Source organism: Halomonas sp. NPDC076908 (assembly GCF_050269715.1).
GTDB lineage: Bacteria > Pseudomonadota > Gammaproteobacteria > Pseudomonadales > Halomonadaceae > Vreelandella.
Map to the genome: position 1 here is coordinate 21,284 of NZ_JBNNIW010000033.1, position 25,698 is coordinate 46,981.

22 protein-coding genes and 1 pseudogene are annotated in these 25,698 nt (G+C 52.8%); 10 read left to right on the forward strand and 13 right to left on the reverse strand.

Annotated features, from left to right (window positions below):
• Positions 1 to 30: 30 nt before the first annotated feature.
• Positions 31 to 438: a nitrite reductase small subunit NirD gene (nirD, locus tag ACQKE4_RS16405; protein ID WP_290833101.1), complete on the forward strand. Its 408-nt coding sequence runs from the start codon at positions 31 to 33 to the stop codon at positions 436 to 438.
• 72 nt (positions 439 to 510) lie between these two features.
• On the opposite strand, the gene ACQKE4_RS16410 is transcribed toward nirD, so the two are convergent.
• On the reverse strand, positions 511 to 1,347 hold the full coding sequence (locus tag ACQKE4_RS16410; RefSeq protein WP_427389394.1) for an alpha/beta fold hydrolase: 837 nt from the start codon (positions 1,345 to 1,347) through the stop codon (positions 511 to 513).
• Positions 1,348 to 1,445: 98 nt separating this feature from the next.
• Complete coding sequence (locus tag ACQKE4_RS16415) at positions 1,446 to 1,988, reverse strand: GNAT family N-acetyltransferase (RefSeq protein WP_427389395.1); 543 nt, start codon at positions 1,986 to 1,988, stop codon at positions 1,446 to 1,448.
• Between the two features lie 130 nt (positions 1,989 to 2,118).
• On the opposite strand from ACQKE4_RS16415, the gene ACQKE4_RS16420 reads away from it, so the two are divergent.
• Positions 2,119 to 3,072: a cation diffusion facilitator family transporter gene (locus ACQKE4_RS16420; RefSeq protein WP_427389396.1), complete on the forward strand. Its 954-nt coding sequence runs from the start codon at positions 2,119 to 2,121 to the stop codon at positions 3,070 to 3,072.
• Between the two features lie 4 nt (positions 3,073 to 3,076).
• Here ACQKE4_RS16420 and ACQKE4_RS16425 read toward each other — a convergent pair whose 3' ends face one another.
• On the reverse strand, positions 3,077 to 4,222 hold the full coding sequence (locus ACQKE4_RS16425; protein ID WP_427389397.1) for an MFS transporter: 1,146 nt from the start codon (positions 4,220 to 4,222) through the stop codon (positions 3,077 to 3,079).
• 138 nt (positions 4,223 to 4,360) lie between these two features.
• Between ACQKE4_RS16425 and ACQKE4_RS16430 the strand changes: the two genes are divergently transcribed.
• Complete coding sequence (locus ACQKE4_RS16430; protein ID WP_427389398.1) at positions 4,361 to 5,746, forward strand: PLP-dependent aminotransferase family protein; 1,386 nt, start codon at positions 4,361 to 4,363, stop codon at positions 5,744 to 5,746.
• A 78-nt stretch (positions 5,747 to 5,824) separates the two neighbouring features.
• Here ACQKE4_RS16430 and ACQKE4_RS16435 read toward each other — a convergent pair whose 3' ends face one another.
• The 5 genes from ACQKE4_RS16435 to ACQKE4_RS16455 all read right to left on the reverse strand — a co-directional run bounded on the left by ACQKE4_RS16435 (position 5,825) and on the right by ACQKE4_RS16455 (position 12,379).
• Complete coding sequence (locus ACQKE4_RS16435) at positions 5,825 to 7,078, reverse strand: PQQ-dependent sugar dehydrogenase (protein WP_427389399.1); 1,254 nt, start codon at positions 7,076 to 7,078, stop codon at positions 5,825 to 5,827.
• Positions 7,079 to 7,152: 74 nt separating this feature from the next.
• Positions 7,153 to 7,941, reverse strand: coding sequence for a metallophosphoesterase (locus ACQKE4_RS16440; protein WP_427389400.1), 789 nt, complete (start codon positions 7,939 to 7,941; stop codon positions 7,153 to 7,155).
• 90 nt (positions 7,942 to 8,031) lie between these two features.
• Complete coding sequence (locus tag ACQKE4_RS16445; RefSeq protein WP_427389401.1) at positions 8,032 to 9,744, reverse strand: thiamine pyrophosphate-dependent enzyme; 1,713 nt, start codon at positions 9,742 to 9,744, stop codon at positions 8,032 to 8,034.
• A 782-nt stretch (positions 9,745 to 10,526) separates the two neighbouring features.
• Positions 10,527 to 11,078 carry a spermidine N1-acetyltransferase gene (gene speG, locus ACQKE4_RS16450; protein ID WP_427389402.1) on the reverse strand — a complete coding sequence of 184 codons (552 nt, stop codon included), beginning with the start codon at positions 11,076 to 11,078 and terminating at the stop codon, positions 10,527 to 10,529.
• A gap of 53 nt (positions 11,079 to 11,131) precedes the next feature.
• On the reverse strand, positions 11,132 to 12,379 hold the full coding sequence (locus tag ACQKE4_RS16455) for an NAD(P)/FAD-dependent oxidoreductase (protein ID WP_427389403.1): 1,248 nt from the start codon (positions 12,377 to 12,379) through the stop codon (positions 11,132 to 11,134).
• Positions 12,380 to 12,494: 115 nt separating this feature from the next.
• On the opposite strand from ACQKE4_RS16455, the gene ltaE reads away from it, so the two are divergent.
• Complete coding sequence (gene ltaE / locus ACQKE4_RS16460) at positions 12,495 to 13,502, forward strand: low-specificity L-threonine aldolase (protein WP_427389404.1); 1,008 nt, start codon at positions 12,495 to 12,497, stop codon at positions 13,500 to 13,502.
• Between the two features lie 37 nt (positions 13,503 to 13,539).
• On the opposite strand, the pseudogene fhuB reads toward ltaE, so the two are convergent.
• A pseudogene (gene fhuB, locus ACQKE4_RS16465) lies at positions 13,540 to 15,527 on the reverse strand (Fe(3+)-hydroxamate ABC transporter permease FhuB).
• A gap of 173 nt (positions 15,528 to 15,700) precedes the next feature.
• Between fhuB and ACQKE4_RS16470 the strand changes: the two are divergent.
• From ACQKE4_RS16470 to fhuF, 4 genes are all read left to right on the forward strand, one after another.
• A complete protein-coding gene (locus ACQKE4_RS16470) occupies positions 15,701 to 16,627 on the forward strand; it encodes a siderophore-interacting protein (RefSeq protein WP_427389405.1) in 927 nt (308 codons plus the stop codon).
• Entirely contained in the window at positions 16,620 to 17,186 is a 567-nt protein-coding gene (locus ACQKE4_RS16475; protein ID WP_427389406.1) for a cytochrome b, read from the forward strand. Before ACQKE4_RS16470 ends, ACQKE4_RS16475 begins: the two co-directional genes overlap by 8 nt.
• Positions 17,187 to 17,268: 82 nt before the next feature.
• Positions 17,269 to 18,036, forward strand: a complete 768-nt coding sequence (locus tag ACQKE4_RS16480) for an ATP-binding cassette domain-containing protein (RefSeq protein WP_427389407.1) — start codon at positions 17,269 to 17,271, stop codon at positions 18,034 to 18,036.
• A gap of 142 nt (positions 18,037 to 18,178) precedes the next feature.
• Entirely contained in the window at positions 18,179 to 18,964 is a 786-nt protein-coding gene (fhuF, locus tag ACQKE4_RS16485) for a siderophore-iron reductase FhuF (RefSeq protein WP_427389408.1), read from the forward strand.
• A gap of 10 nt (positions 18,965 to 18,974) precedes the next feature.
• On the opposite strand, the gene ACQKE4_RS16490 is transcribed toward fhuF, so the two are convergent.
• Positions 18,975 to 20,627, reverse strand: coding sequence for a multidrug ABC transporter permease/ATP-binding protein (locus tag ACQKE4_RS16490; RefSeq protein WP_427389409.1), 1,653 nt, complete (start codon positions 20,625 to 20,627; stop codon positions 18,975 to 18,977).
• Between the two features lie 204 nt (positions 20,628 to 20,831).
• On the opposite strand from ACQKE4_RS16490, the gene ACQKE4_RS16495 reads away from it, so the two are divergent.
• On the forward strand, positions 20,832 to 22,196 hold the full coding sequence (locus tag ACQKE4_RS16495; RefSeq protein ID WP_427389410.1) for a glycerophosphodiester phosphodiesterase family protein: 1,365 nt from the start codon (positions 20,832 to 20,834) through the stop codon (positions 22,194 to 22,196).
• A gap of 9 nt (positions 22,197 to 22,205) precedes the next feature.
• Here the strand turns inward: ACQKE4_RS16495 and ACQKE4_RS16500 are convergent, their stop codons facing one another.
• The 3 genes from ACQKE4_RS16500 to ACQKE4_RS16510 all read right to left on the reverse strand — a co-directional run bounded on the left by ACQKE4_RS16500 (position 22,206) and on the right by ACQKE4_RS16510 (position 24,573).
• Entirely contained in the window at positions 22,206 to 22,928 is a 723-nt protein-coding gene (locus ACQKE4_RS16500; protein WP_427389411.1) for a hypothetical protein, read from the reverse strand.
• 76 nt (positions 22,929 to 23,004) lie between these two features.
• Positions 23,005 to 23,562: a cytochrome b gene (locus tag ACQKE4_RS16505; RefSeq protein ID WP_427389412.1), complete on the reverse strand. Its 558-nt coding sequence runs from the start codon at positions 23,560 to 23,562 to the stop codon at positions 23,005 to 23,007.
• A 138-nt stretch (positions 23,563 to 23,700) separates the two neighbouring features.
• Positions 23,701 to 24,573, reverse strand: coding sequence for a LysR substrate-binding domain-containing protein (locus ACQKE4_RS16510; RefSeq protein WP_427389413.1), 873 nt, complete (start codon positions 24,571 to 24,573; stop codon positions 23,701 to 23,703).
• A 99-nt stretch (positions 24,574 to 24,672) separates the two neighbouring features.
• Here ACQKE4_RS16510 and ACQKE4_RS16515 point away from each other — a divergent pair, with 99 nt between their 5' ends.
• On the forward strand, positions 24,673 to 25,548 hold the full coding sequence (locus ACQKE4_RS16515; RefSeq protein WP_427389414.1) for a DMT family transporter: 876 nt from the start codon (positions 24,673 to 24,675) through the stop codon (positions 25,546 to 25,548).
• Positions 25,549 to 25,698: the final 150 nt, after the last annotated feature.

A 25,698-nucleotide genomic window follows, 5' to 3' on the forward strand; every position in this document is an offset into this window, starting at 1 on the left:
GCTTTTGAATAGCTAAAAACGAGGCACCCAATGACCGCAACTGCATTGAAAAACGAGATGGATACAATAGGATCTCAACATACGATGGTATGGCAAAACGTATGTAACAAAGCTGACTTGGTGGCGTTCTCTGGCGTCTCCGCTTGGCTTGAAACCGCCGAAGGCCCAGCGCAAGTGGCGATCTTTTATCTTCCAAGTCAACATTCAAAAGGGCTGAACAGTGAGCTTTTCGCCCTTGATCACTTTGACCCTTTCTCTAACGCCAACGTGATCGCCCGTGGCATCGTCGGCGATCTTAAAGGATCGGCGGTGGTCGCCTCGCCTATCTATAAGCAACACTTTCGCCTTGAAGACGGGCAGTGCTTAGAGGATGAGAACGTTAAGCTGCGCACCTGGAAGATTGAATTTAAAGGGGAAGAGGTTTGGATTGAGGGGTAAGTAGTACCCTCATTAAAACGCCGCCTGGACAGGCGGCGATTCGTCACGACTGCATCATAAAAACAGAGTTATTTAGCTACCCAGAAACTTAATCAAAGCCTGATTAAATTCTTCAGGGTGCGTGGCATTTAGGCCGTGCGGGCCGCCTTTGATCACTTCTGTTTGCGCATTGGGCAGTAGCTCCTGTGCCCGCTTACCGCTTATTTCAAATGGCACGATGCCATCTGAATCGCCGTGCAGTATCAGAGTGGGGATATCGATATTGGGCAGGTCTTTGCGGAAGTCGGTATAACTAAAGGCTTTGATACAATCGTAAGTGGCTTTGGGCGAAGCGAAGGCGGCAATATCGCGATGATACTGGCGGTTAGCCTCGCTGATTAAATCGCTGCGCTCACCAGCAGTAAAGAGGTTCTTGGTGAAATCCTCCAGAAACGCAATGCGGTCACCTTTCACACCCTCTAAAAACTGATTAATCGTCGCGTCATCCAGGCCGCCCTCCGGATTATTGTCTGCTTTATACAAGTACGGAGGTACCGCTGCTGCAAAAACGGCTTTATCGACTCGCCCTGTACCGTAGTTTGAAAGGTAGCGCGCGACTTCTCCACCGCCCATCGAAAAGCCCACTAACGTGGCATCGTTTAGATCGAGAGTTTCAATCAGCTTTTTAAGATCGGCTGCTAACGTATCGTAATCGAAACCGCCATCGGGTTGAGTCGACCAGCCAAAGCCACGGCGATCATAGGTCACCACCTTATAGCCCGCCTCGACCAACGCAGGCACCTGCTTTTCCCAGGAGCGACCGCTGAGCGGCCAGCCGTGAATCAATACGACAGGCTTACCTGCACCATACACTTCATAATAAAGCTCTACCGGCGTGTCTTTCTCCGTTCCTACGCTTAGCGTTGGCATCGTTTTACCCTCCTACTTGGCTTAACGTTAATCCTTCATATGCCATGTAAGGCTAGTACAACCTTTTCGAGCTTTCCAAAGCGCGGCTCTGGCAGGCGTCATACAGCACTATCCTGGGTGGTAATTTTCATGTTTTTCTCATACACCACACAATCTATCTTTTGATCCGCGACCAATGAATACTCAGGCAGCGCTTCCCCTACTTCAAACCCGCCTTTTTCCAGCACTCGCTGAGAAGCCCGGTTATCGATTGAAACAATCGCCGAGAGCGTGCTCAGTCGATAAACGCAGCGCGCTTCACCGATTAGGTGCCGCAGCGCGCGTTGGGCAATACCCTGGCCGCAGGCTTGCTCTGCAATGCGATAGCCGACCTTGCCATGACCATTGTGCATATCACGCAAATTAGCACGGCCTACAATAGCGCCCTTATCACGGATCAGTAGTGGACTCATACGACGCCGTGCATTAAGCGCCAAGCACTCAATGATGTGCTGAGCAATACCTTCGGGGGTGTAAAAGTGCTCAGAGCGCGCTTCAATGTGCTGCTCAAACCAATCACGCTCTCGGGTTTCAAAGATTAGCAGCTCGGCGGCATCTTCTGGCGTTACAAGTTTGAAAGACAAATCGTTGGCGTGGCGCATAAGCACTTATCTCCCTGGGTGCTAAGTCAGCGGGCTAACGTTTATGGCAAAAAATCGCTGACATTGCGGTCAATGATGTTGCTATGCTTGCCAGCCTCTTTGTTAAGTAAGCATCGGAGCAGAAAAGTTCGTGAAGAGTGAATCGAATACGTTAGCTTTCTCCGCCTTTATGGCGCTGCTCATTGGCTGCGCAGGCATTGTGGCAACGTTAGCCTCAAACTCCCAAGCGATCCTGTTGGATGGGCTTTTTAACCTGATTTATTTCAGCGTAGCACTGGTGACGATAAAGGTAAGTAAATTAGCCAGCCGTCCAGATAGTGAGTCCTACCCCTTTGGCTATAGCTACTTTGAGTCGCTGGTGAACCTCTGCAAAGGGCTACTGATTTTAGGTGTTTCTATTTTTGCCCTGGTTGATGCCATTGCCGCCCTGCTCACCGGCGGCCGTGAAATATCAGCAGGCCTGGCAGTCATCTATGCCCTTTTTGCTACCTGTGCCTGCTCGCTAACGGCATGGGTGATGCATCGCAGCCAGCGCCATATTCGCAGCCCGCTTATCAGCGCCGATAAACTTAACTGGGTCGTCAACAGCGTAATATCTGCGGCGGTGTTAGCGGCTTTTTGTTTGGTGATGCTATTTGAGCAGCTGGGCTGGTATGCCGTACTGCCCTATGTAGATTCGGTGTTAGTCATTGCGGTAGTGGTGCTATGCCTGGGTGTACCCGTGCGTATGGCGTCACAAGCACTTCAGGAATTGCTCAACAAAACCCCAGAAGAAGCCGTTGCTGCGCCGGTTCGCCAAGCCGTGGCACGCGGTCTTGCCGATATCGATACCGTCGAAGTGCGCATGCGCATGGTACGCCCTGGCCGCTTGCTTTACGTCATTGTGCATGTGGTGCTACCCGATGCCGCTGAGGTTTCTATCGCTACCCAAGACTCACTGCGCGCACGCGTTGATGAGGAAGTGCGCCGTTACCACTCCCCGGTTGTGTGTGACGTGGTGTTTACCTCGGATACTCGCTGGGCGGCGCCCTCTTGTGGGCTGTTAATAGAGAAGCAGGGCTCATCTCAGCTTGAGAAACCGTAATTAACTACTGTGCCTTTCGCAGCAGGCTCCCCGTCACAACGACGCCCGCGAGTAATGCAAGCCCAAACAGCATTAACGCGAGCGTGTGCCCTAGGACATCAATCAGTATCCCGGTGGCGATCACCGGGATACTGAAACCCAGATAGGCCATCAAAAAAAAGCCGGCGCTCGCTTGGGTAGAGGATGTACCAGCAACCGCCATAACGCCGCTTAATCCACCCAAGTAGATAAACCCATAGCAAGCGCTACTGGCGGCAACCGTCCCTAGCAGCACCGCCGCCAAATAGCCTTGAGTGGCACCCCAGGCAATCAGCCCATACGCGGGCAGCAGAATCGTTAACCCCAGTAATGTGGCCCGATACGGTGAAAGCTTTCTCGCCCACGGCTGAAACAGCACACCACAGCTGCAAATACCGAAGGTCGCAAAGCCGCTCCAAGCGCTTAAACCGTGGGGCTGTAATGCAGAAGGTAGAATCGCGATCACTAACCCTACCATTGCCCAGGCAAGCAAAATTGCCAGCCCATAAGGCAGCGCCCCCTTTGGGTAGCTTGGAAGACGCAGCATAGCGCTTTTAGTAGGGCTCGGCGCGCTATCCTTCAGCGATAGAACCACTAGCAGCGCCAGCACGGCGGCCACTAGATAAAGCCACAGGCTGGGCGGAGAAACAGTGGGTGTATAGAAAAGAAATAGACTGGTAACCGCCGCCCCCAGGCCAAAACCCAACGCAGTACTGGCGGTGACATAGTTGGTTGAGATGTTTGTTGAGATGCGACTGTCCTGCCCACCCAACACCATTTGCATATAAGCGGGGGCAACCGCTGAGGTTAACCCCATGCTGATCCCCAGCAGAAAACGGGCGAACCCCAGCGCTACCAAACTTGGCACTATTAAAGTGATCGCGGTAGCCAAGAAACTTAACAGCAGTGCAGTCATGATTAATGGCTTGCGTCCTACCCGATCGGCAAGGCCATTTAGCCCGAGCAACACCGGTAAAATGCCCAGCACATAACATGCAAATGCAATGGTGGTGGACCCCACCCCTAAGCCATCGCGAGCGGCTAGCGCATCATAAAGCGGGGCCTGCAAATTGACTGCTGAGGTAATCACACACAGCGCAAATGCCAATCTCGCAGCATCCATTCGGTTCATAGCTCAATTCCTGAATAAGCAATCGGTTGAACCGTTACGCTCGCACGCTTACCCGCTAGCAGTAAGGTACACTTAACCACCATTATCTCGACACTGTTCCCCAGTTTTAGAGAACAGTTGAGGGCAACAGAGCCAGTGATGAAACTACCCATTAATCGGCATAGCGCCACTCCCATTGCACAACAGCTCGAAAGTGGTATTCGTGATTGGATTGAATCGCATGGCGCAGGCGGTGGCCGTCGTTTACCTTCCATACGCCGTTTAGCAGTGACCCATAACATCAGTCGTAACGCGGTGATTGAAGCTTACGAGCGACTAGTCGCTATGGGGTTGGTACGTTCAAGGCCTGGTGCGGGTTTTTATGTAGCGGACAACGCAGCGTCTTTCACGCAACAGCCTGCTAGTCCGCTTGACGAGGTGACCAACGGCCTGTGGGGACTTTTTAGTGCTAATGAACATTCGCTCAAGTTAGGTTGTGGCTGGCTGCCTAGCGAATGGCGAGAAGGTGATGATCTTACTCACGCCATTCGCCACGTTGCCCGAAACAGCCGTTCAGGAATTTTCGAGTACAGCACGCCTCAAGGACCTCTGGAGTTACGCGGATTGATTCAAGAGCGCCTGCGCCCATTGGCTATTACCGCTGACACGCAACAGATCGTCATGACCGGTGGCGGCAGCCACTCGCTGGACTTGTTAGTACGCCAGTTGCTTGAGCCCGGCGATGTGGTGTTTGTGGAGTCGCCTGGCTATTACAATCTGTTTGGGCTGCTACATTTGCAGCGTATTCGCGTGATTGGCGTGCCACGCTTAGCGGATGGACCGGATATCGAGCGTTTGGAAGCTCTCTTAGCGCTGCATCGCCCCAAGCTTTTTTACATCAACAGCGTATTTCATAACCCTACGGGCAGCACGCTCACTCCAGCGATTGCGCATCGGGTGTTACAGCTTGCCGAGCAGCACGATTTTAAAATCATTGAAGACGATATTTACGCCGATTTTCAGCACACCCCTACCATACGGCTAGCGGCGCTGGATGGATTGAACCGTGTTATCTACCTGGGTAGCTTCTCGAAAAGCCTCTCCTCGTCGCTACGGGTAGGCTTTATCGCCGCCCCAGCGACATTGGTACAACGCTTGGTCGATATCAAAATGCTGACCAGTATTTCTTCTTCTCGCTTTGCTGAGCAAGTAGTCACTACCATGCTACAAAACGGCAGCTACCGGAAGCTCACCGAGCGGCTAAGAATCAAACTTTCCAGCCAAATGACAATGGCGCTGACGATGCTTAAAAACGCCGAATGGGAGATTTATACTAAACCGGCGGGCGGCATGTTTGTGTGGGCAAAGCCGCCCGCCGCTATTACGCCCGACAAGCTGGCCGAACTGGCTAGCCAGTGGAAAATTACGCTATCACCGGGGCATCTGTTCTTTGCTGATAACCAAGCCACTCCTTGGCTGCGCCTTAACGTTGCCTATATACAAGATCCTAGAGCAGCGCATTTTATTACTTTAAAAACGGCATAAATTTTCGGTCTTTCAACACAATAGGCATCCGGAGGTGCCTATTGTGAGCTGCTTTAATGAGCTTTTATCTTTACAACATTATGCTTCCGGCTCTAAACGATAAACGCCGCCGTCCTCTTCATCGGTCACCACATAAAGCATGCCGTCAGGCCCCTGACGCACATCACGGATGCGGCCTACTACTCCATCCAGCACCACCTCTTCGTGGGCAACTTCATTATTTTCATCCAATACTAAGCGGTGCAACTGCTCACGGTATAGCGAGCCTACGAAGAGGCTGTTTTGCCATTCGCTGACATTATCACCGGTATAAAAGACCATTCCGGAAGGGGCTAATGAATCCTCCCATACGTGCGTGGGTTCCATCACCCCAGGGGCCTCAGTGCCAAGTCCAATATGCGCTTCAGTGGTGTACTCAGTGCCATGGGCGACCATCGGCCAACCGTAATTGGCGCCTTCCTCTACGCGATAAAGTAGGTCGCCACCATTCGGCCCGTGATCAACAGCCCACACATCGCCCGTTTCAGGATGAATCGTTAAGCCCTGGTTGTTGCGATGACCAAACGAGTAAATTTCCGGGCGCAGGTTGCCTGGCTCAACCCCAACAAAAGGGTTATCCGGATGCGCGCCGCCATCTTCCAGCAGGCGGATCATCTTGCCGCCGGGGTTGGTTAGATCTTGGGGCAAATTCTGAACGTTACGATCCCCAATGGAAAAAATGATTTCTCCATCACCGGGGAAAATAATCCGCGATCCATAATGGGCGCCAGGTTGCGTTCTAGGCACCTGACCATAAATGGTTTCTACGTCTGTCAGTTCACCGTTGTCTGCATCAATGCGAGCACGCCCTACGGCAAGGCCAGTACCATAGTCCGGCTCATAGGTGCTAAACGCGCGAGGATCACCGGGGCTGGAAAAGGTGAAGTATATCCAGCCGTTCTCCTCATAATCCGGGTTAACAGCTACATCTAATAAGCCACCTTGGTTGCCACCCTCTGGCGCAGATAGCTGGTCTTCATCGGTATCAATTTTTGGCAAATTACTCAGTTCAACCACCTCATCACCATCAATGAGATGTAGTCGCCCTGGGCGCTCTGTCACTAACATACGGCCATCAGGCAGCCATGCGACCGCCCATGGATGCTCTAACCCGCCGACGACTTTAGTAATGGTTAAATTGGTTTCTTCGGTTTCGTAGCCTGTTTCGATGCTATCTTCTTCAGCACTGACGCTGGCATTGGCAATACCCACCGCCCCCATCAACATCGCGCCTGCTACATACGTTGAAAGAGGTGTTTTACGGCTAGGGAAAGGGCGTCCTTGGGGTGTCATGCATTGCTCCTTGCAAAGGTTAAATACTGTATCAGCCTTAAACTTCCTCATTAGCCTAGAAAACCTTCGTACAATCAGCAACTAATATTAGCAGGCGAAGCTTTTATATCCACGATCAGATCCTTGCAAAAAAGCGGCGGGTCGAATTCATAGGGGTAACCGCCGGGGTTGGCAATAACACGGGTACCGTCACGCATAATATCAACGGGTTCGTGGACATGCCCGTGCACCCATAGATCCATTTTCCCCATCAGATGAGGCAGGTGGGAAGCAAACGCGGGGGAAAGTGCATCGCCTACATATTGATCAGGAATGCAATCGTGCAGAGGTGCGTGGTGGCTGACGACTATCTTTGGGCCGTCAAATGGTTGAGCCAGCTCATGCTCTAACCAGTTAAGCGCTTCGGCGTGTAATTGGCTGCTCGCTAACGGTGTAAAGGTAACACCGGGCGAGGTTTGTACGATTTTAAAGTCAGGCATATAACGCAGCGCCTTAGACTCTGTCTCCGCTGGGCTTTTGGTTGGATCACCGGCGTAAAGCGCAAAATCGGTCCATAATGTCGTGCCGTAAAAACGTACTCCATTTAACGTTACGGCGCGGTTATCCAGCAGTTCAATATCGAGCCGCTCGGCTTCCAGCCTCAACTCTTCGCGCAGAAGCGGTATGCAGGTCCCGTAGAATTCGTGATTGCCAGGCACATAGATAATCGGCACATCTGGAAATCGACGGCGAGCCCAGGCAAGCCCTTCGCTTTTACGATGGATATCGCCAGCCAGGACGATTACGTCAGCGTCTACGTCTGGCAGCTCGCGGTTTTCGTCAAAGAACTCCAAGTGTAAATCAGACAAAATACGCAGGCGCATTGGGCTACTCGTTGCTAAAAAGAGATTAGGCTTTGTACGAATACTGCTTTAGCTCGCCCCTCCCGGCAAGCTAAAGCAGGGAAGGCAAGTTTAACGCTTCAGAAAGTTACTTTTGACTAGATGTACTACCTCATCCATGCGACCGCTCAACACCGCTTTGGCAGAGTAAAGCGCGGTAGAAGCCACTTGCCCTGCTTCTACTTTTGGTGGCATTACCAGTTCCATCGGATTAACGACGACATCGAGCAGTGCAGGCCCTGGCTGAGCCAGCCAGTCGTGAATGGCATCATCAAGCTGATCTTCACGCTCTACGCGCTTGCCCCATAATCCCATAGCTTGGGCAACTTGACCAAAATCGGGATTTTCCAACGCCGTATAAGCATCCAGCAACCCTTCAACTTTTTGCTCTAATTCGACAAAGCTTAAGGAGCTGTTGTTATACACCACGATTTTAAGGGGAATCCGCCGCTGAACCAGGGTTAACAGATCCCCCATCAACATCGAGAGGCCACCATCGCCACACATTGCGATCACTTGACGATCGGGGTAGGCCAGTTGCATTCCCAACGCCTGAGGATACGCATTTGCCATGGTGCCATGCTGTAAACTGGAGTGTGTGCGGCGCTTTTCTAGAGCACGAATATGGCGCAACATCCATACGTTAACACTGCCAGTATCGGCGGTAATCAATGCATCATCGCTAGCTAAACGGTCAATAGCGAGAGTTAGCTCTTGAGGGTGAATTAGCCCATCGTCTTTACTGTTATGGGCCGATTTATCCCACGATTTTTGATAGCGTTTGCGACACTTCTCCAGCCAACGTGTGCTGGAATTGGCTTCGACGACTTGAAAGAGTGCTTCGCAGGTATCACGCACGCTGCCGATGATCCCCACATCAACAGGGTAGCGTTTACCAATCTGCGCGGGATCATTATCAATCTGAATAATCGACGCGTCTTCTGGGTAAAACTGGCTAAACGCGAAATTACAACCCAGCAATAGCAGCGTGTCGCACTCCGCTACCGCTCGATAGCCACCTTCAAGGCCATAAATGCCGGTCATGCCCACTTGGTAGGAGTTGTCGTACTCGATAAAATCTTTAGCGCGCGAGGTCCAAGCGATGGGAGCCTGCAGTTTTTCTGCCAATGCCATCACCTGCTCACGTGCACCTTCACAGCCTGCGCCAGCAAAAATGGTGATATTGCCACCCTTATTAAGCTGCTGCACCGCAGGCACTAATGACTCAGCCGATGGGCGCAATGAGTAACTAAAACGGTGAGTACGGTAGGCAAGTTGGTTTTGCGGCGTTTGACTAAAAATATCGCCAGGAACAATTATCACCGCAACGCCACCCTTGGCCAGCGCGGTTTGCGCGGCAAGCGCTGTCATACGACGCGCCTGTTCGGGGGAGTTCAGCGTTTCACAAAATACGCTGTATTGTTCAAATATCTGGGACTGATCGACTTCTTGCGGAAAGCGCCCGCCCGTTTCACCAAGCGGGACCTGAGTGGCAATAAATACCACCGGTGCGCCATTACGGTGGGCATCAAATAGGCCATTAACAAAATGCAGGCTACCAGGGCCACAAGAACCGGCACATAGCGCTAATTCCTGGGTGATATAAGCTTCACCCCCGGCGGCAAAACCGCCCACTTCTTCGTGGCGAACCCCTATCCACTCTATGTCACTTTGTCGCAGGGCATCGGTGAAGTGATTAAGTGTATCCCCCACCACACCATAGCAGCGCTTTGCTCCGGCATCGTGGAGGGTTTCTATCATAATTTCAGCAACATTGGTGCTCATAAGCGACTCCTTTCGCAACTACGTTAAAACGGATTAATCGCCTTAAAGCCTAGCTGATGAATAGCAATCTTGCTTTGTGTACTGTCCCAGCCAAATGGTCACTCACAGAATTATGCTGCACCGCAACAAAAAAGTACTATACTAGGTGTGTAGTCCCACTAGGAGGACCACACAATGACTTTTTTAATAACCTCCCCTGCACGCGACAAAGAAGTTCTAGAGTTCTGGAACTTGAATGCTAAGTGGCATCGTGAAGCAGTTGAAGCGATGAAAGCCTACCTAGGCTAATTCAAGCGCTTTTAGCTTCTATAGACCAAAAGCTAATCACCGAAGCCGGATGAATTTCCGGCTTTTTTACGGCTATGAAAATCCTTTCCATTCAATTAGATGAACGCATTCGAAGCTTAGGCGTAAGCAATTGCTTACACAAAATGGCAAATTACCTACATCTTTGGGACTAGCTCTCGTCAATGAATGCCCCTAGTATCTATTACCACAGCTCAATTGCTGCTCTGCACAACACAAGCTGTGTATAACAATTAGCGGTATATAAAAAATCCTTAATGAACCCCTGAAACCGGAGTGGACGCCATGCAAAGCTCAGTTACCCAAGGTCACATGTTGGAAGTTGAAGTTATGGAAGTATGGGCACAGCGTGCGCTGCAACAGCGCGCGGCACTAGATGCCATTAAGGCATATTTGCGCTAAACAAACGCCAGTAGTGAGCGGTTTGTACCATCCAACGCCTCGTTCACGAGGCGTTGTTTTGTGCGGCAGGCGAATTACAACCAGTTGGCTTCTGGCGCTTCGGAGCTATCAAGCTGCGAGAGATAGGTGTCTTGTAAAATATACATCCGCTTTACATCCCGGTATTTGCCGTTGATAAAGAACTCCTGCACAAGGTGGCCTTCTTCAATGAAGCCACTCTCCTCATAGAGATGAATCGCTTTTACGTTTTCCACCGCCACAATCAGGTAAACCTTATGCAGGTTTAAGATCGTGAACGAGTAATGCAATGCCTGTTGGATCAACGAGCGTGCAAACCCTTTTCCCTGGTGGTCAGGCGTAATGATGATTTGAAACTCGCCGCTACGGTGGATGTAGTCAATCTCAATTAACTCTACCAGCCCAATCGCATTACCATTACTGTCTTCGGCGACAAAGCGCCGTTCTGCGTTGTCATGAATGTGCTTATTATAAAGCTCCTCCAATTCGTCAAACGATTCGTAGGGCTCTTCAAACCAGTACGACATGATGCTCTGGTTGTTGTTGAGTTCATGGACGAAACGCAAGTCGTTACGCTCCAGCGCACGTAAGTAAAGTTTGTTGTCCATTACCTGCTACTCTTTGAAAGTTACATTCTGATTAAGCATTTTAAACAATACGACTATTCAACTGCTTGCTGCATTTTGTCACTCGATATTTTCGTTAGCCGTTTGAATGCAAATAGCTCCGCCAGTGGGTGTTCCTTTCCTTCAATTAGCGCCCGTAGTAGCTTGGCACCAATCATGCTATAGCTGATCCCATTGCCACCATAAGCCATGGCAAAATGTACCCGTGGGCCGTAGGCGCCGTGGGGGCCAAAAAAAGGCAGGCCATCGTCTGTTTCAGCAAAGGTACCGCCCCAGGAGAACGTTGGATTAATCTCAAGCTTAGGCCATAACGCTTCGACTTTGTGCGCTAATCCTTCGGCTTTCTCTTCGACCCGTGCATCACGTCGTTTAGGGATATCTTCATCGTCATCATCACCGCCGATTAATAGGCGGCCATCGCCAGTCGTGCGCATATAAAGGTAGGGGCGCGCCGACTCCCACACCATGGTGTGGCGCAGCTGACCTAACGCCTCTGGTGATAGCGGGTCAGTGATGAGAGCATAACTACTGCGATTGATCGCCACCGTTTCAGGCAACCAAGCTTGTGACTCGTATCCTGCCGCCATCACTACATACTGGCAGCGCAGGGTGGCGCCGTTAGTCAGCGTTAACGTAACGCCCTGCTCATCAGGTGTCATCGTCTCCATTTGCGTACGGTCATACACCTCACCACCCCGCTCGACGACCTTGGCAAACAGCTTATAAGCCATGCGATAGGGGTCAATACTGGCCGCTAACTGGGTGAGAATAGCCCCTGGAGCTGCGAAGCCGTACTCCTTTAACACGGCCTCACGGTCAAGCCAGGAAGCCTCAAAGCCATGCTTCTGGCGCAGCGCCAGCTCCGCTTTCAAAGATGCCACGTCTTCTTCATTACTGGCGTAATAAAGGCTTTTTTGGCGCTCAAAATCCACATCGCCCAGCCCTGCGGCCAGCGTTTCAAGCTCCCCAATGGCGTCAGCACAGGCGCGATAAGCAAACACCGCATCCGCCTCACCATAACGTTCGGCTAATTCAGTCATATGCGTGTCGATTTCGTATTGCAGCAACGCTGTACTGGCAGCGGAGCTACCCCAACCGATATCGCGCCGCTCTAACACCACCACCTGATGACCGTGACGGCTCAGCTCATCGGCAATTAAAGCACCGGTAATACCTCCTCCAATGACCACTACCTCGCTTTGATGATCGCGGCTAAGTTTGGGAAATGCTTTCAACAGGCCGTTTTTTACAGCCCAAAATGGATAGCCACTTTTTAGGTCCATCGGGATGCCTATGCTGGATTGACTTGAAGTATGCTGTTAACCATAGATGGTTCCTGGAAACTTGCTCGATAAAGCGCTCCTAAGTAAGCGCCCATACACAAAAAAGGAGTTCCGCATGATTGATTTACGCAGTGACACGGTGACCCGCCCTACCCCCGCTATGCTAGAAGCGATGATGGCTGCTCCGGTTGGCGATGACGTGTGGGGCGATGATCCTACGGTGAACGCATTTCAAGCAGACCTGGCCGAACTGACAGGCAAAGAAGCGGCGCTGCTGTTTCCTAGTGGCACGCAGAGTAACTTGGTGGGATTAATGGCCCACTGTGAGCGGGGCGATGAGTACATTGTTGGACAGTCAGCCCATACCTACAAATATGAAGGCGGGGGTGCTGCGGTACTGGGTAGCATTCAACCACAGCCGATTGAAAATGCCGCCGATGGCACGCTGCCGCTGGAAAAAATAAGCGCGGCGATTAAAGCCGATGACTTTCACTTTGCCCGTAGCAAACTTTTGGCATTGGAAAACACCATTGGGGGCAAAGTTTTGCCCGCCGATTATGTACTAAAAGCCACCGAACTTGCCCGAGAGCGTGGGTTAGCAACGCATCTGGACGGGGCACGCCTCTTCAATGCTGCGGTCGCGACAGATACGTCGCTCAAGCAACTCTGCTTGCCGTTTGACAGCATCTCACTATGTTTTTCAAAAGGGTTAGGCACTCCCATGGGCTCAGCACTGGTGGGCTCTCAAGCGCTAATCGATAAAGCACGGCGGTTACGCAAAATGGTGGGTGGCGGTATGCGCCAAGTAGGAATTATCGCCGCTGCTTGCCAGTACGCAATAGATCATCATGTTGCCGACTTAGCCGATGACCACCGTCGCGCGGAACGTTTGGCGGCAGGCTTAGCAAAACTGCCCGGCATTGAGATCACTTCCCAGGCAACCAATATGGTGTTCGCCCGTTTCCCCGACGCCCATGTGAAACCACTTTCCACTTGGCTAAAAGAGCACGGTATTTTAATCGAGCTGCTTTACGCCACGCGCTTCGTTGTTCACCGCGATATCAGCGATGCGGATATCGATAAGGTGATTGCGGTGATGGAAGCCTACTTCAGTCAGCATTGAGTGCTTTCTCCTGGGGCCTGGGGTGGCTTATAAAAGCTTATAGGCGCCGTAGCCCCCACATAAAGTAAGCACCACCAATCAGGGAGGCGACCAAACCCGCGGGTATCTCATAGGGAAAGATAATCTGACGACCGACCCAATCCGCCAGCACCATCAACAGCATGCCGATCAACGCCGCTCCTAGCAGATGCTGCCCCGCGCGCGAGAAGCCAACCAGCCGTGCCATATGCGGTGCCAGCAGGCCAATAAAAGAAAGCGGCCCCACCACTAGAGTGGCGCAGGCAGTGAGCAGTGCCACCAGCAACAGCAGTGCTAGGCGGGCACGATTGAGCGTTACCCCAAGCGCTTTAGCGGTTGGTGCACCCAAGGGCAGAATATCCAGCCAGCGGGTAAAGGGTAGCGTGACCAGCGCCAGTATCGCGGCAATTCCCCCCACCACCACCGCATTGGTGACATCCACATAATAGGTAGAGCCCGCCAGCCAGGCGATGACTTGCTGGCCACGGGGGTCGCCGCCCGCCAGCATCACGCTGCGTACGGCGTCAAACAGCGCACTAATCGCCACCCCGGTAAGCAGTAAGCGTTCGGGCAAAAAACCGCTCTTGCGGTTAATACCAACAAGAACTAGCAGCGTCGCGAAAGCACCTAGTGTGCCTACGCCAATCAGCATCATGTTAGTGGGGCGGGTAGGAGGAAAATGCCCAATATCAGCGCAATAGCACAGCCACCACTGATACCCAGTACTTCGGGGCTAGCCATGGGGTTGGCAGAAAGGCGCTGAAGAATCGTGCCCGCAATTGCCAGCATCAGCCCACTTGCCGCTGCTGCCATTACCCTGGGTAAACGCCACTGCATGACGCCCCAGTTATTGGGCGCCAGCCAATACCAGCCATCTACGCCCTGACCAAACAACAGCCCCAGCAGCGTCGCTGCCAGTAGCGCTAACAGTAAACCAGTGGCTAAGCGGGAAGGAGCGGGATGACGATAAGCAAAAACAGACACGCCTTTGGGCGGTCGGTCACCCTGCAACTTCAAGCGCGGAATCAGCCACATTAATAGCGGTGCACCCAGGGCACCGGTAATCGCTCCGGTAGGAATAAAGGCCGCGGCCATGCCCGAGAACTGCTGCAGCAACAGGTCTGTGGTGGCCAGCAGCACCGCCCCTAGCAGCGTCGACCAAAGCAGCCGAGGGCCTAGCCGTCGAGCGCCCGCCATACGTACAATATTGGGTGCGGCAAGGCCGATAAAACCGATAATACCCACCACGCTAACAACGCTACCGGTAATAAACACCGCCAGCCCCATCCCCGCAAAGCGTAGATAAGCGAGCGACACGCCTAAGCTTTTGGCGCTGGCGTCATCAAGTTCCAGCACCGCCAGCGGGCGCAGTAGAAACCATGCTGCAACACAGCTGATTGCCAGCCGTGGCCAGAGCACCGCAACGCCATCCCAGCCGTTTTGCGCTAATGATCCCGCGCCCCAAATAAGCAGCCCCGAGAGCGCTTCATGGTTAAACAGCAACAATGCGGTGGATAGCGCGCCCAAATACAGGTTCACCACCAGCCCCGCCAGCACCACTACAATAGGCGCCAAGCCACGCCGCCAGGAAAGTAGGAAAACTAACCCCACCGCCAGCGCGCCACCCAGCAAAGCGACCCACTCGCGCCCTACAATGAGTAACCCCGGAGCCAATAACGTGGCGGTCATCAGTGCTAGATTAGCGCCCGACGCTACTCCCAGGGTGGTGGGCGAGGCCAATGGGTTGCGCAACACTTGCTGCATCAATACACCCGCCAGCCCTAAGCCACCCCCGGCTAATAGCGCAATCGAAAGGCGTGGCCACCAAGTGAAATAGAGCAGCAGTTCGTCAACGTTCTCAAAAGAGGGCGCTATCAACGCCTGCAAACCTAGCGAAAACCCACCCTGTTCCTGTAGCCCCACCCAAAATAGCACCACCATCGGCAGGCTAAGCAATAGGCACGCTTTCGCTGGGGACATTCCCCCTATGCGCTGCCCCCCTAGCATGGCAAATAACCTTGCGTAATAGCCGAGCATGTCGTCACGGGTGGCGTGATAGGCAGCAGCGTCATTTTTTAGCCTTAATATTTGCAGAACGTTAAAGATTAAATTATTGACAACGATTCTAAATGATAACGATTAGCACTACAATTGGCATCTTTGTTAGCGGAGATAATGCAATGGCGGCTAAACCCAGCTACCAACTCTTTGATATCACGCTCGCTAGACGCACCCAGGTTAGTGCCTCATTAGTTAAATTTACCTTCAGTGGCCCTAACGTCAGCCAAATGGCGACCTATGCTCCCGATCAGCGCATTAAGCTGTTTTTCCCCGATGCTGGCGGCACTCTTGATCCACTATTTGCTATTGCCAAACTGGAGGAGCATGACTGGTACAGCGCCTATCGCGCACTCCCGGATGCCCAGCGCCCCTCTGCGCGTTCTTATACGATCCGCGCCCTTCGCCCAGAACAGGCCGAGGTAGACGTGGAATTTGTTCTTCACGGAGACACTGGCCCCGCATCGCGCTGGGCAATGCGTGCCAGGCCAGGCGACCGACTGGCCATGACAGCACCCGTGGCCAACGCAGCAGGGCCAACACTAGGCTACGAGTGGAAACCGCCAAAGGGGGTACGCCGGATTTTAATCATCGCCGATGAAACTGCCCTACCTGCTGCCGCGGGTATTCTGGAAACCCTTGCTGACCTTCCGCTAAAGCCAAAGGTGGAAGCCCTGTTTGAAGTGCCCCGCAGTGATGATGTACAGCCGCTCCCCCAGGCCGCAAAACTACGCTGGCTGGCGCGCGATACAGAGCCCGGCTGCCAACACGGCGAACTGCTAAGGAGAGCACTAGGCGATATCGATTTGCAGCAAGAAATTATCGCCTTGGGCGGAAAACCGTCGACTGTTACGGATGATAGTGAGGATGGCGAGGAACCGCTTTGGGAATCAGCTGCCGTGGACGACAGCGCGCCCTTCTACGCCTGGATCGCCGCTGAAACCAAGGTTGCCATGAAGCTACGGCGCTACTTGGTTAACGAGTGTGGGCTACCCAAACAGTACGTGACCAGCATGGGCTACTGGCGCCAGGGCAAGGCCAATGGTTAATTGGCGAGATACCCCTAGCCATTATGGAAGAGTAAGCCGAGCGCTGCACTGGCTGACCGCGGTATTGGTAGCGTTTCAATTTATTGTTGTATTGGCTTGGCGCGCCATGGGTGAAAACACCATCACGCTACTGCTGGCAAGGATTGGGCCCCACGGGTCATTAGGTATTCTGATTTTACTAGTTACGTTGGCTCGCCTTGGCTGGTTATGGATTAACCGAAAGCAGCGACCACCAAGCTCACAAGCGCCCTATGGCCGATTGGCGCGTCTCTCCCATATAACGCTCTATGGGCTGCTACTTTGGCTACCTGCTTTTGCCCTGCTGCGCCAATATGGCCGTGGCGGTGCAATTCACTTTTACAGCATTGAGTTAATCCCCGCAATGGAGCGCGAAATAGCCTGGATGATGGCCCCTGCAGGCGCTCTGCACAGCCCACTCTCGTGGCTACTGTTGGCGTTAGTAATCGGCCACATCGTGATGGCGCTGATTCATCGGTTTTGGCTCAAAGATGACGTGTTTACACGTATAACGGGGGGTAGCTATGTGGGAGATAGCTGATTATTGGGCCCGCAAGGTTACAAATGATAACCATTAGCACTAGAATAAGCGCCTTAACGCTTCCTATCGCCAGGAGTCAGTCATGTTCGAGGTCAAAGGTGCCACCTTTGAAATCAATGGTAAGCCACTTTTGCAGCCCATTGAGCATACCTTTCAAGAAGGCAAGGTTTACGGCCTGATTGGCCATAACGGCTCGGGAAAGTCGACGTTGATCAAGTTGATGGCCCAGCAGCAGCCGGTAAACCAAGGTGTGATCCACTTTGACCAGCGCCCGCTAAGTGATTGGGGAAATCGTGAGTTTGCTCGTCAAGTCGCTTACTTGCCGCAGCATTTGCCCAGCGCCGAGAACCTGACTGGCCGCGAACTAATAGGCTTTGGCCGATACCCATGGCACGGGCTACTAGGCCGCCACACGCAAAAAGATAAAGATGCTGTGGAGCGTGCCATAGCGCTCACCCATACCGAGGCGTTTGCTGACCGCTTAGTCGACACGCTCTCAGGCGGCGAGCGCCAGCGGGTATGGCTTGCCATGCTGCTCGCTCAGGGTAGCCGTTTTCTGCTACTCGATGAGCCGCTGGCGGCGCTGGATATCGCCCACCAGATGGAAGTACTGGCGCTGATCCGTAAGCTTTGCGATGAACTCAATCTCGGGGTGATCATTGTGCTGCACGATATCAATATGGCATCCCGCTACTGTGATGAACTAATGGCGCTACACAGCGGCCGCTTACTGGCCCATGGCACGCCTGGGGATATGATGTGTGATAGCACCCTGGAAGCTATTTATGGCCTCCCCATGCAGGTCATGAAACACCCTAACGGTGAGCACAATATCGCCTTTGCCCAATAATGCTTAACGCGCGCTTTCTGTTTAAAACGTAGTCACCCTGTTTAAAACGTATTCATTCTCAACAAATTACTTCAATTGATATGCATTATCGTTTAACCTGACAAAAGATTACTTCCCCAGCGCCCTGTGTTGGAGTTCTGCAATGCCCCTTGCCCTGCGTCAGCCGCAAATATTCGAGCCCTCATTGGCCACCTGCTACACGGGGTCATTGGCTAACTTTACGCCGCCTTTAATTGGCGGCACACCGCCGTTGCAGGCGTTTAAAGCGGCACGCTGGCGTAATGCTAGTTGGTTGCAAAAAGATCTCGCCCGTTTCGCTGAACAGTATCCCGGCGGCGACCAACGCGCCATCATATCGATTTGGTCTAAATGGCACTTCAGCGCCCTCACTGTGCCTGCATTGGCCGCTAACCTGCTGCTCAATCGCGACCTGCCGGTAGGCTTGGATAATGTGCAGGTTATCTTTAATGAAAAAGGCGCGACTTCCCGGCTTTGGCTACCCCACGAAGGCACCGCGCTCACCACCCAAGCGCCGTTTGAGCGCTTTGCCAGCTTGATTGAGCAGCACTGGGCACCGTTGATTGAACAGTTGGCGGAAATCTCGGGTGCCGCGCAGCGGGTATTCTGGAGCAATGCGGGGGGTTACCTGGATTATTATGTCAATGCTCTCGCCGAGCATCCGCTTGTTAATGACGCGGCGCTCGACGCAGCTAAGGCGCTGCTAGCAACACCTACGCTACCCAACGGCAAGCGCAACCCACTGTTTCAGCCGGTGCGCTACTTTACGCCTAAGGGCAGTGAAGAGGTAAAGCGGGTGCGCAAGCTGTGCTGCCTGCGCTATCTGTTAGATGAATTTGATACTTGCGGGACCTGCCCACTGGAAGGCTGCGACCTTGAGGCGCGCAAGCGCGCCAAGCAAACCGCCTGATAAACGCTGTTTAGCTATTAATCTGTGCCACTGCATCTTCACTTGCTCGCGCCCGCTGCTCGCCTTTTAGCTCTGTTAGCTGTCCTTTCGACATCTCTAATAAACGATCAGCATGCACGAAATAGCTATCATCATGACTGATGGCAAACACGGTTTTACCCATCGCCTTAAGATAGGGTAACAGCTCGCGGTAGAACAGCCGCCGGAACTGCGGATCCTGATCTGCCGCCCATTCGTCCAGCAATAAGATATCGCGCTTTTCGGCAATCGCCAGCAGCAGTGCTAGGCGCTTGCGTTGACCTTGTGAAAGCTGCGTGTTAATCACCCGATCACCTTCCCACTGCAGTTTGTGCTGCATCTGCAGTCGCTCAAGCCAGGTTTCAACGAGCTGCGGGTCAGCGGGAAGCCCTTCAGGGCCCATGGTTTGATCGAACTGATGAAAATCGGTAAACACACTGGCAAAGCGAGCGCGGAATGCATCCCATTGGTCGGCAGTTATCACTTGCCCATCAATCTTGATGGTGCCACTTTGGGGGCGGTACAACCCGGAAAGCAGCCTTGCCAGCGTCGATTTACCGCTGCCGTTGCCGCCAATCAAAAACACCTGCTCACCGCGCTCAAGCGTCAAATTAAGTGGCCCCACCTGGAAGCCTTCGCCTTGGGCAGTGTTTGGGTAGTGATAGCTGACATCGACCAGCTCAAGGTGCCGCCAATCGGCCAGCGTATCGTCAACCGCGAAGCTTGGCTGGTACTCGGCCAATTCCAGGCTGCTCAACTTATCGAAAGCGACCTGAGCACTAATTAGCGTTGGCCATGCGCCCACCGCTTGTATCAGCGGCGTACGCAGAAACAGCAGCGTCAACGCAAACGTGGAGGCCACCGTAGTGTTCGCCCAGCCAAGCCCGTTGGAAAGAAAGAACACCACGCCGATGGCACCTAACATCATAATGTTTGACCAGTTATTGGCGCTTAAATGGTAGGTGTCAGCACGGATGATATGGTGACGATAGTCCCGCGCATTGGCGGTGTAGCGTTCATCAAAAAAACGCCGTGCACGGTCGCGGTTCAATGCCAGCTCTTTGCGCCCTTCAATGGCCGCCTGGAAATCTTTATACAGACTGTCTTCGCTTTCACGCACGAGGTGAAAATGGCGATATACCTTAGAGACCAACCACCAGCCCACGCCCATGGTAAACGCGATCCACAGCACGGTGATCACCACCATTTGTGGTGAGAGCCACGCCAAGTAAGCGACCGAGGCAAGCGTTAGTACTACCCCTTGAATCAATTCCGGCAGGCGCACAAAACCGATAGTGATATTACGCACATCACTGGACAGACTGGCGAGCAATGTCGCATTGCCCAATTGCTCTAAACGCTCAATATCAGTATCAAGAATCCGCTTCACCAGCCGTGAACGAAGATCAAACACAAAGTGATGACCAAGGACGGTCAGTGCCAGCTGGGTGGCTAAGGTAACCGCGAGAAGTACCGCTAACAGGCCTAGAAATTGCGGCAGCGCAGTCAGGCTACCTACTTCTATCAGGCACTGATTGATAAACGCAATCACGCCTACCCCTAACCCAGCACTCAATAGACTCAGGCCAATCGCACCTAAAAAAGGCCAGCGATAGTGACGAAATACTAAGCGCAGCAGCTCCATTATTGACTTCCACCATGGCGATATAAGCGGCAAATTGTGACGGACTGAAGCGCTAAGTCAATAAAGAAGTGATTTTCATTTACCTTTAATAATCTTGATTTAAACACCATCATTTGAAGAGCAGGTCATTTATATAAAGATTGAAGTGGCTACTAACACGTCTACACTCAAATTATGCATCTGTCGGTACAGAGAACTTTATAAATGACGTCATCAGCCTCCTTATTTACCCTGCTAATAGCAGGTGGCCTACTGGCTGCCCATGCCGCCTACGCACAAGAAGCGTCTAATGCTCAAGCAACGACTAGCTCACAATCCTGGGATGACGCTCTGGTGAGTGCCGCACAACAGGTAACTTTAGGGCCGCGCCCACTATTCTTGGTCAATGATATGAGTGCGGAGAACGATCACGAACGCGCTTTAAAAGACTCTTTATTGGCCTGTGCTGCCGAGCAAACTCAGTGGCAGCGCTCTCCCATTGCCATTGGCCACCGTGGTGCACCGTTACAGTTCCCAGAGCATACCCTTGAGTCTTACATTGCGGCCGCTCAAGGCGGCGCTGGAATTATGGAGTGCGATGTTGCCTTCACCGCCGACGAAGAGCTTGTCTGTCGCCACTCTCAGTGTGACTTACATTTCACCACCAATATTGTCGAAACTGAGCTTGCTGAGAAATGCAGTGTGCCACCCGCCTTTGATGAAACCAGCGGCGAACTCACCAATGCAGCCGATATTAGCTGCTGCACAAGCGACATTACGCTGGCTGAGTTTCGCAGCCTGCAAGGCGCCATGGAGGGCGTGAATACTGACGCCACCCACTTGCAAGAGTATCTGGCAGGCACCCCCGCGTGGCGAACCGAGCTTTACGCCTCACGCGGCACACTGATGAGCCATGCCGATAGCATTGCACTGTTTAAACAGTTAGGTGTGCAGATGACCCCTGAACTAAAAGTGCCTGAGGTCGATATGCCGTTTACAGGCCATACCGAGCAGGGATTCACGCAGCAGGCATATGCTCAAAAGATGCTGGATGAGTATAAAGCGGCAGGCGTTCGCCCAGGCGATGTTTACCCACAGTCGTTCAATTTGGAGGATGTGCTTTACTGGATAGAAAACGAGCCGGAATTTGGCCAGCAAGCCGTGTATCTGGATGGCCGCTATAGCGATGAATCCTTTGATCACACGAACCCCGATACTTGGCAGCCAAGTATGCAGTCACTGGCAGACAGCGGCGTTCAGATTATTGCGCCTCCCACTTGGATGCTGCTAGAAGCTAACCCGAATTTCGGTAATGATGATCAAGAGAAACGCCTACAGCCATCACTTTATGCGCAGCGCGCCCGTGAAGCAGGGCTTAGCATGATCGCTTGGACACTTGAGCGTTCAGGGCCATTAGCGGATGGTGGTCAGTGGTATCACAGTACAACGGAGGATGTTATTCAGCGTGACGGCGACAAATTAATCACCCTGGACGCCCTGGTAAATGATGCGGGCGTTATCGGGGTGTTCAGTGATTGGCCCGCGACCATCGCCTTCTACGACAACTGCGCGCAGCGCGGCGCTCCATAACACTTTTCATTAAGAGAATGACAACAGCGCAGCACAGGTGGCCGCACCCGCAGCGAATGGCCAGAAGCGGCTATGGCGGTCTTCAGGCAACTCCTCTTTTAATACATTTAAGACCAGCCCTCCTGCGACAAAGGCATACAGTAAACCGATAACCGCTTCCGTCACTTCAAAAGTATTACCCACCAACCAGCCTATCACTACCGCAGCGGCTAACACCCAGCGGCCTTGTGCCAAGTAGCTGTGTCGGTGGTGCTGAGCCAAGCCGTGGTCATTAACCAAGAAATGAAAGCCCATTGCCAAGAAGAAAAACGCGACCTCTGGGAGCTGATTGTCTCGGTAAACCAACAGATAGCCAATCAGCGCGTTATACAGTGAGAATGAGGCGATATGGATCCAAAAAACGCCCTTTAAGCGCTGCGGTGAAGCTACCGTTTGTGGGCGATCGCGGCGGGTATGCTGTTTGGCAACTTGCTCCAAGCCATAAAATACGCCTAGCCCAAGCAGCGCCGCAATATAGGCATTGTGTTCCAGATAAACCAGCGGCCCATGCTCTTCTATGGTTTGGTGAGCATCACTCAGCGCTGGGAAAATATGGATAAACACATAGCCAACAGAGACGCCACCTGCAAAAGAGAGCCAGGCACTGCGGGGTAAAGCATTCAAGCGCTGTAGTTTACCTGCATAGAGATGAATGGCCGCCAATCCAATAACAAAGGCGATTTGCAGCCCCATAACGTTGTCGCTCCCTGTTGCCTACCATCCTTCGCTGCTCCATCAAGGTAGTTAATCAAACCACTCAATCAGGCCCTCAATCAAATAAGCTCATACGCTTCATCACATTATCGCGCTTAATTTTCCAGTGGAAAAGCGCGCCCGCCACATGCAGTACCACCAACCCTAAGATGACCCAGCCAAGCCGTTCATGCCACATGAATAGCTGCTCGGAAAGCTCAGGATGTTCGCCAATCAAGCCTGGTAGATACCAATGGAAGAATTCGACAGGGAAGCCACCGCTGGCCGTCGCGGCCCACCCTATCAAAGGCATAGCCACCAGCGCCAGATAGAGCAGATGGTGAACGCTGGTGCTAACAATTCGCTCAAATGCATTTAATGGCGGCTCATGGTCAGGTACAACAAAGGCCAAACGGGTAATAATGCGCAGCGTCATTAACAGTAGTATCACTACGCCGAGCGTTTTATGGCTGGTGTAGAGCAGGTTCGTCAGCGTATTGCCTAACAGTTCCAGGGTACGCTCAAAGCCCAGAAAGCCGAGCGTTAAACCGCTGGCTAAAGAGAGCAACACCGCACCTGCGACTAACCAGTGAAGTATGCGATGCGGGTAGATATAATGATCTAATTCGTGCATTTATTGCTCCCTAAGCTTATTGATTTGTTCTTCATTCTAGTCAGTAACTTCCCCTTTCGCTGATTAAAACATCGTGCGCGAACGGCTGAATAGCCACTATCGGCATTATTGTCCTCTTAAGGATCAATAACCTCTACCTTATAGCGCTTCTGATGAGGCTGCTAGCTGCTCGCGTATTAATTCTCCCAGTCGCCGTGCAGGCTCAGAAGGACGGTGAGGTGCACGGTGCAGCGCTAGTTCAATCATAGGCAGCGCAGGTAAGCCACTGCTTTCATCTAAAGGCCTTAGCGCAGGCGTCAGCATACTGCGTGTAACTACCACCACCGCTAATCCTGCGGTCACAATAGGCGCCAACCCAGCCATGGATTGGCTAGTATAGGCCACACGCCAACTGCGCCCGGCGGCTTGCAGCGCTTGCTCTGCCACTTCACGAAATACATCCGCGCCTGGTGAGTAAAGCGCCAGTGGTAGCGGGTCGCTCAGTAGCGGCTGATGATTAACTCCCACCGCCCAAATCAACTGCTCACGGCGAATTACATCGCCCCCGGGCGAGTTACGCTGGCGGGTGACCAACGCAATATCTAACTCCTTGGCTTTTACTTGGTCAACTAAATGCACGCTGGTACCACAAATCACCTTCAAGCCAACGGCGGGATAAAGCTGATGAAAATAAGCAAACACTGAGGGCAAAAGGGAGGCGTAATCTTCGGGAATACCTAGCGTGAGATCCCCCGTTACTTGACGCGCCTGCATGTCGCTCCATGCGTCATCATTTAACGCTAACAGCCGGCGCGCATGGCTTAGTAAGCGCTCTCCTTCTGAGGTAAAGCGGATTCGCCTCCCCTCCCGCTCGTGTAAGCTAAGCGCTAACTGAGCTTCTAACCGTTGTAACTGCATGCTCACGGTGGATTGGGTGTAAGCCAAGCGTTTTGCGGCGGCGGTCACACTGCCTGTATCTGCAATCGCAACCAGCGTACGCAGCAGTGTTAGGTCTAACGTAGGGGCTCGCATATCACCAACCTTGATACAATTGATCAATAAAGATCGATATTGTGATGCTTTGTTAGTGAGTATGCTGCCCCGCATATGCACTAATCAAGGAGATCAGCTATGCATCCCGTTCACTCCCCCGCCTTATTGCCACGTTGGTACAGTGTTGGCGCGGCGTTAGTGGCCGTGATGTTATGGAGCGCGGCTCCGCTATTAGCCGAATTTGCCCGCACCACACCGCCACTACAACTAACGGCCGTCACTCTGTTAGCGGGTGCACTGGCGACATTACCGCTCAGCCGTCGTGCCAATGTAGCGGCCTGCGGGGCAGCATGGCAGTTCAGCATTTGGGTGGGCATACCGCTGCTCATTTTTGGCGCTGTTAGCACCTACTTTATTGGAATGCGTTTAGCACCGGCCGCTGAAGCAGCCCTGATCACTTACACTTGGCCAGTCTTGTTTGTACTACTTAGCCAATGGAGCCGTTTCGGACGCTTGCGGTTAAGCGGTGTATTAGGCGCGCTGATTGCATTTTCAGGCGCGGCGCTACTGCTTGTGCCACAACCAATCAGTGGAGGCCTGGGGGGAGCTACCATAGGTTATGGGTTAGCGCTCATGGCGGCCTGCTGCTGGGCACTCTACTCATGGTTAGGTCAGGTGGCACCCGTGGCATTAACTCGGCTACTGCCCAGGTTGCTGCTCATCGCGTGCGCCATTGCAGTAGCAGCCAGCCTGCTACTTGAAGGCCCTCTCCCATTACCCAGCGGTGAAGCCCTGCTAGCAGGGATTGCGCTGGGCTTAGGCCCTTACGGAGTGGCCATGGTGGCGTGGGATAAAGCACTGCGCTGGGGGCATGCAAGCCTAGTAGGCAGCTTAGCGTATGGCGTTCCTATCCTGGCCGCGCTACTACTCGTACTGGCGGGCATGAGCGTGCTGGACTGGCGCCTGCCCATGGCCGCAGTGCTGGTCGTGGTGGGTTGCCTTAAAGCAGGTTAAAAGGGCTACAGGTTCAAATAACGCGGCTCGGCAATGCCTTCCAATTCGTCGTTACGAAGTAAGCGTTCATTCCAAGACGTAGTTGACCTACTTCACGTCCCGGAGAGGTCTCAATAACTCCGGCGAGACCTTGTACTGCTTCCTGCCATC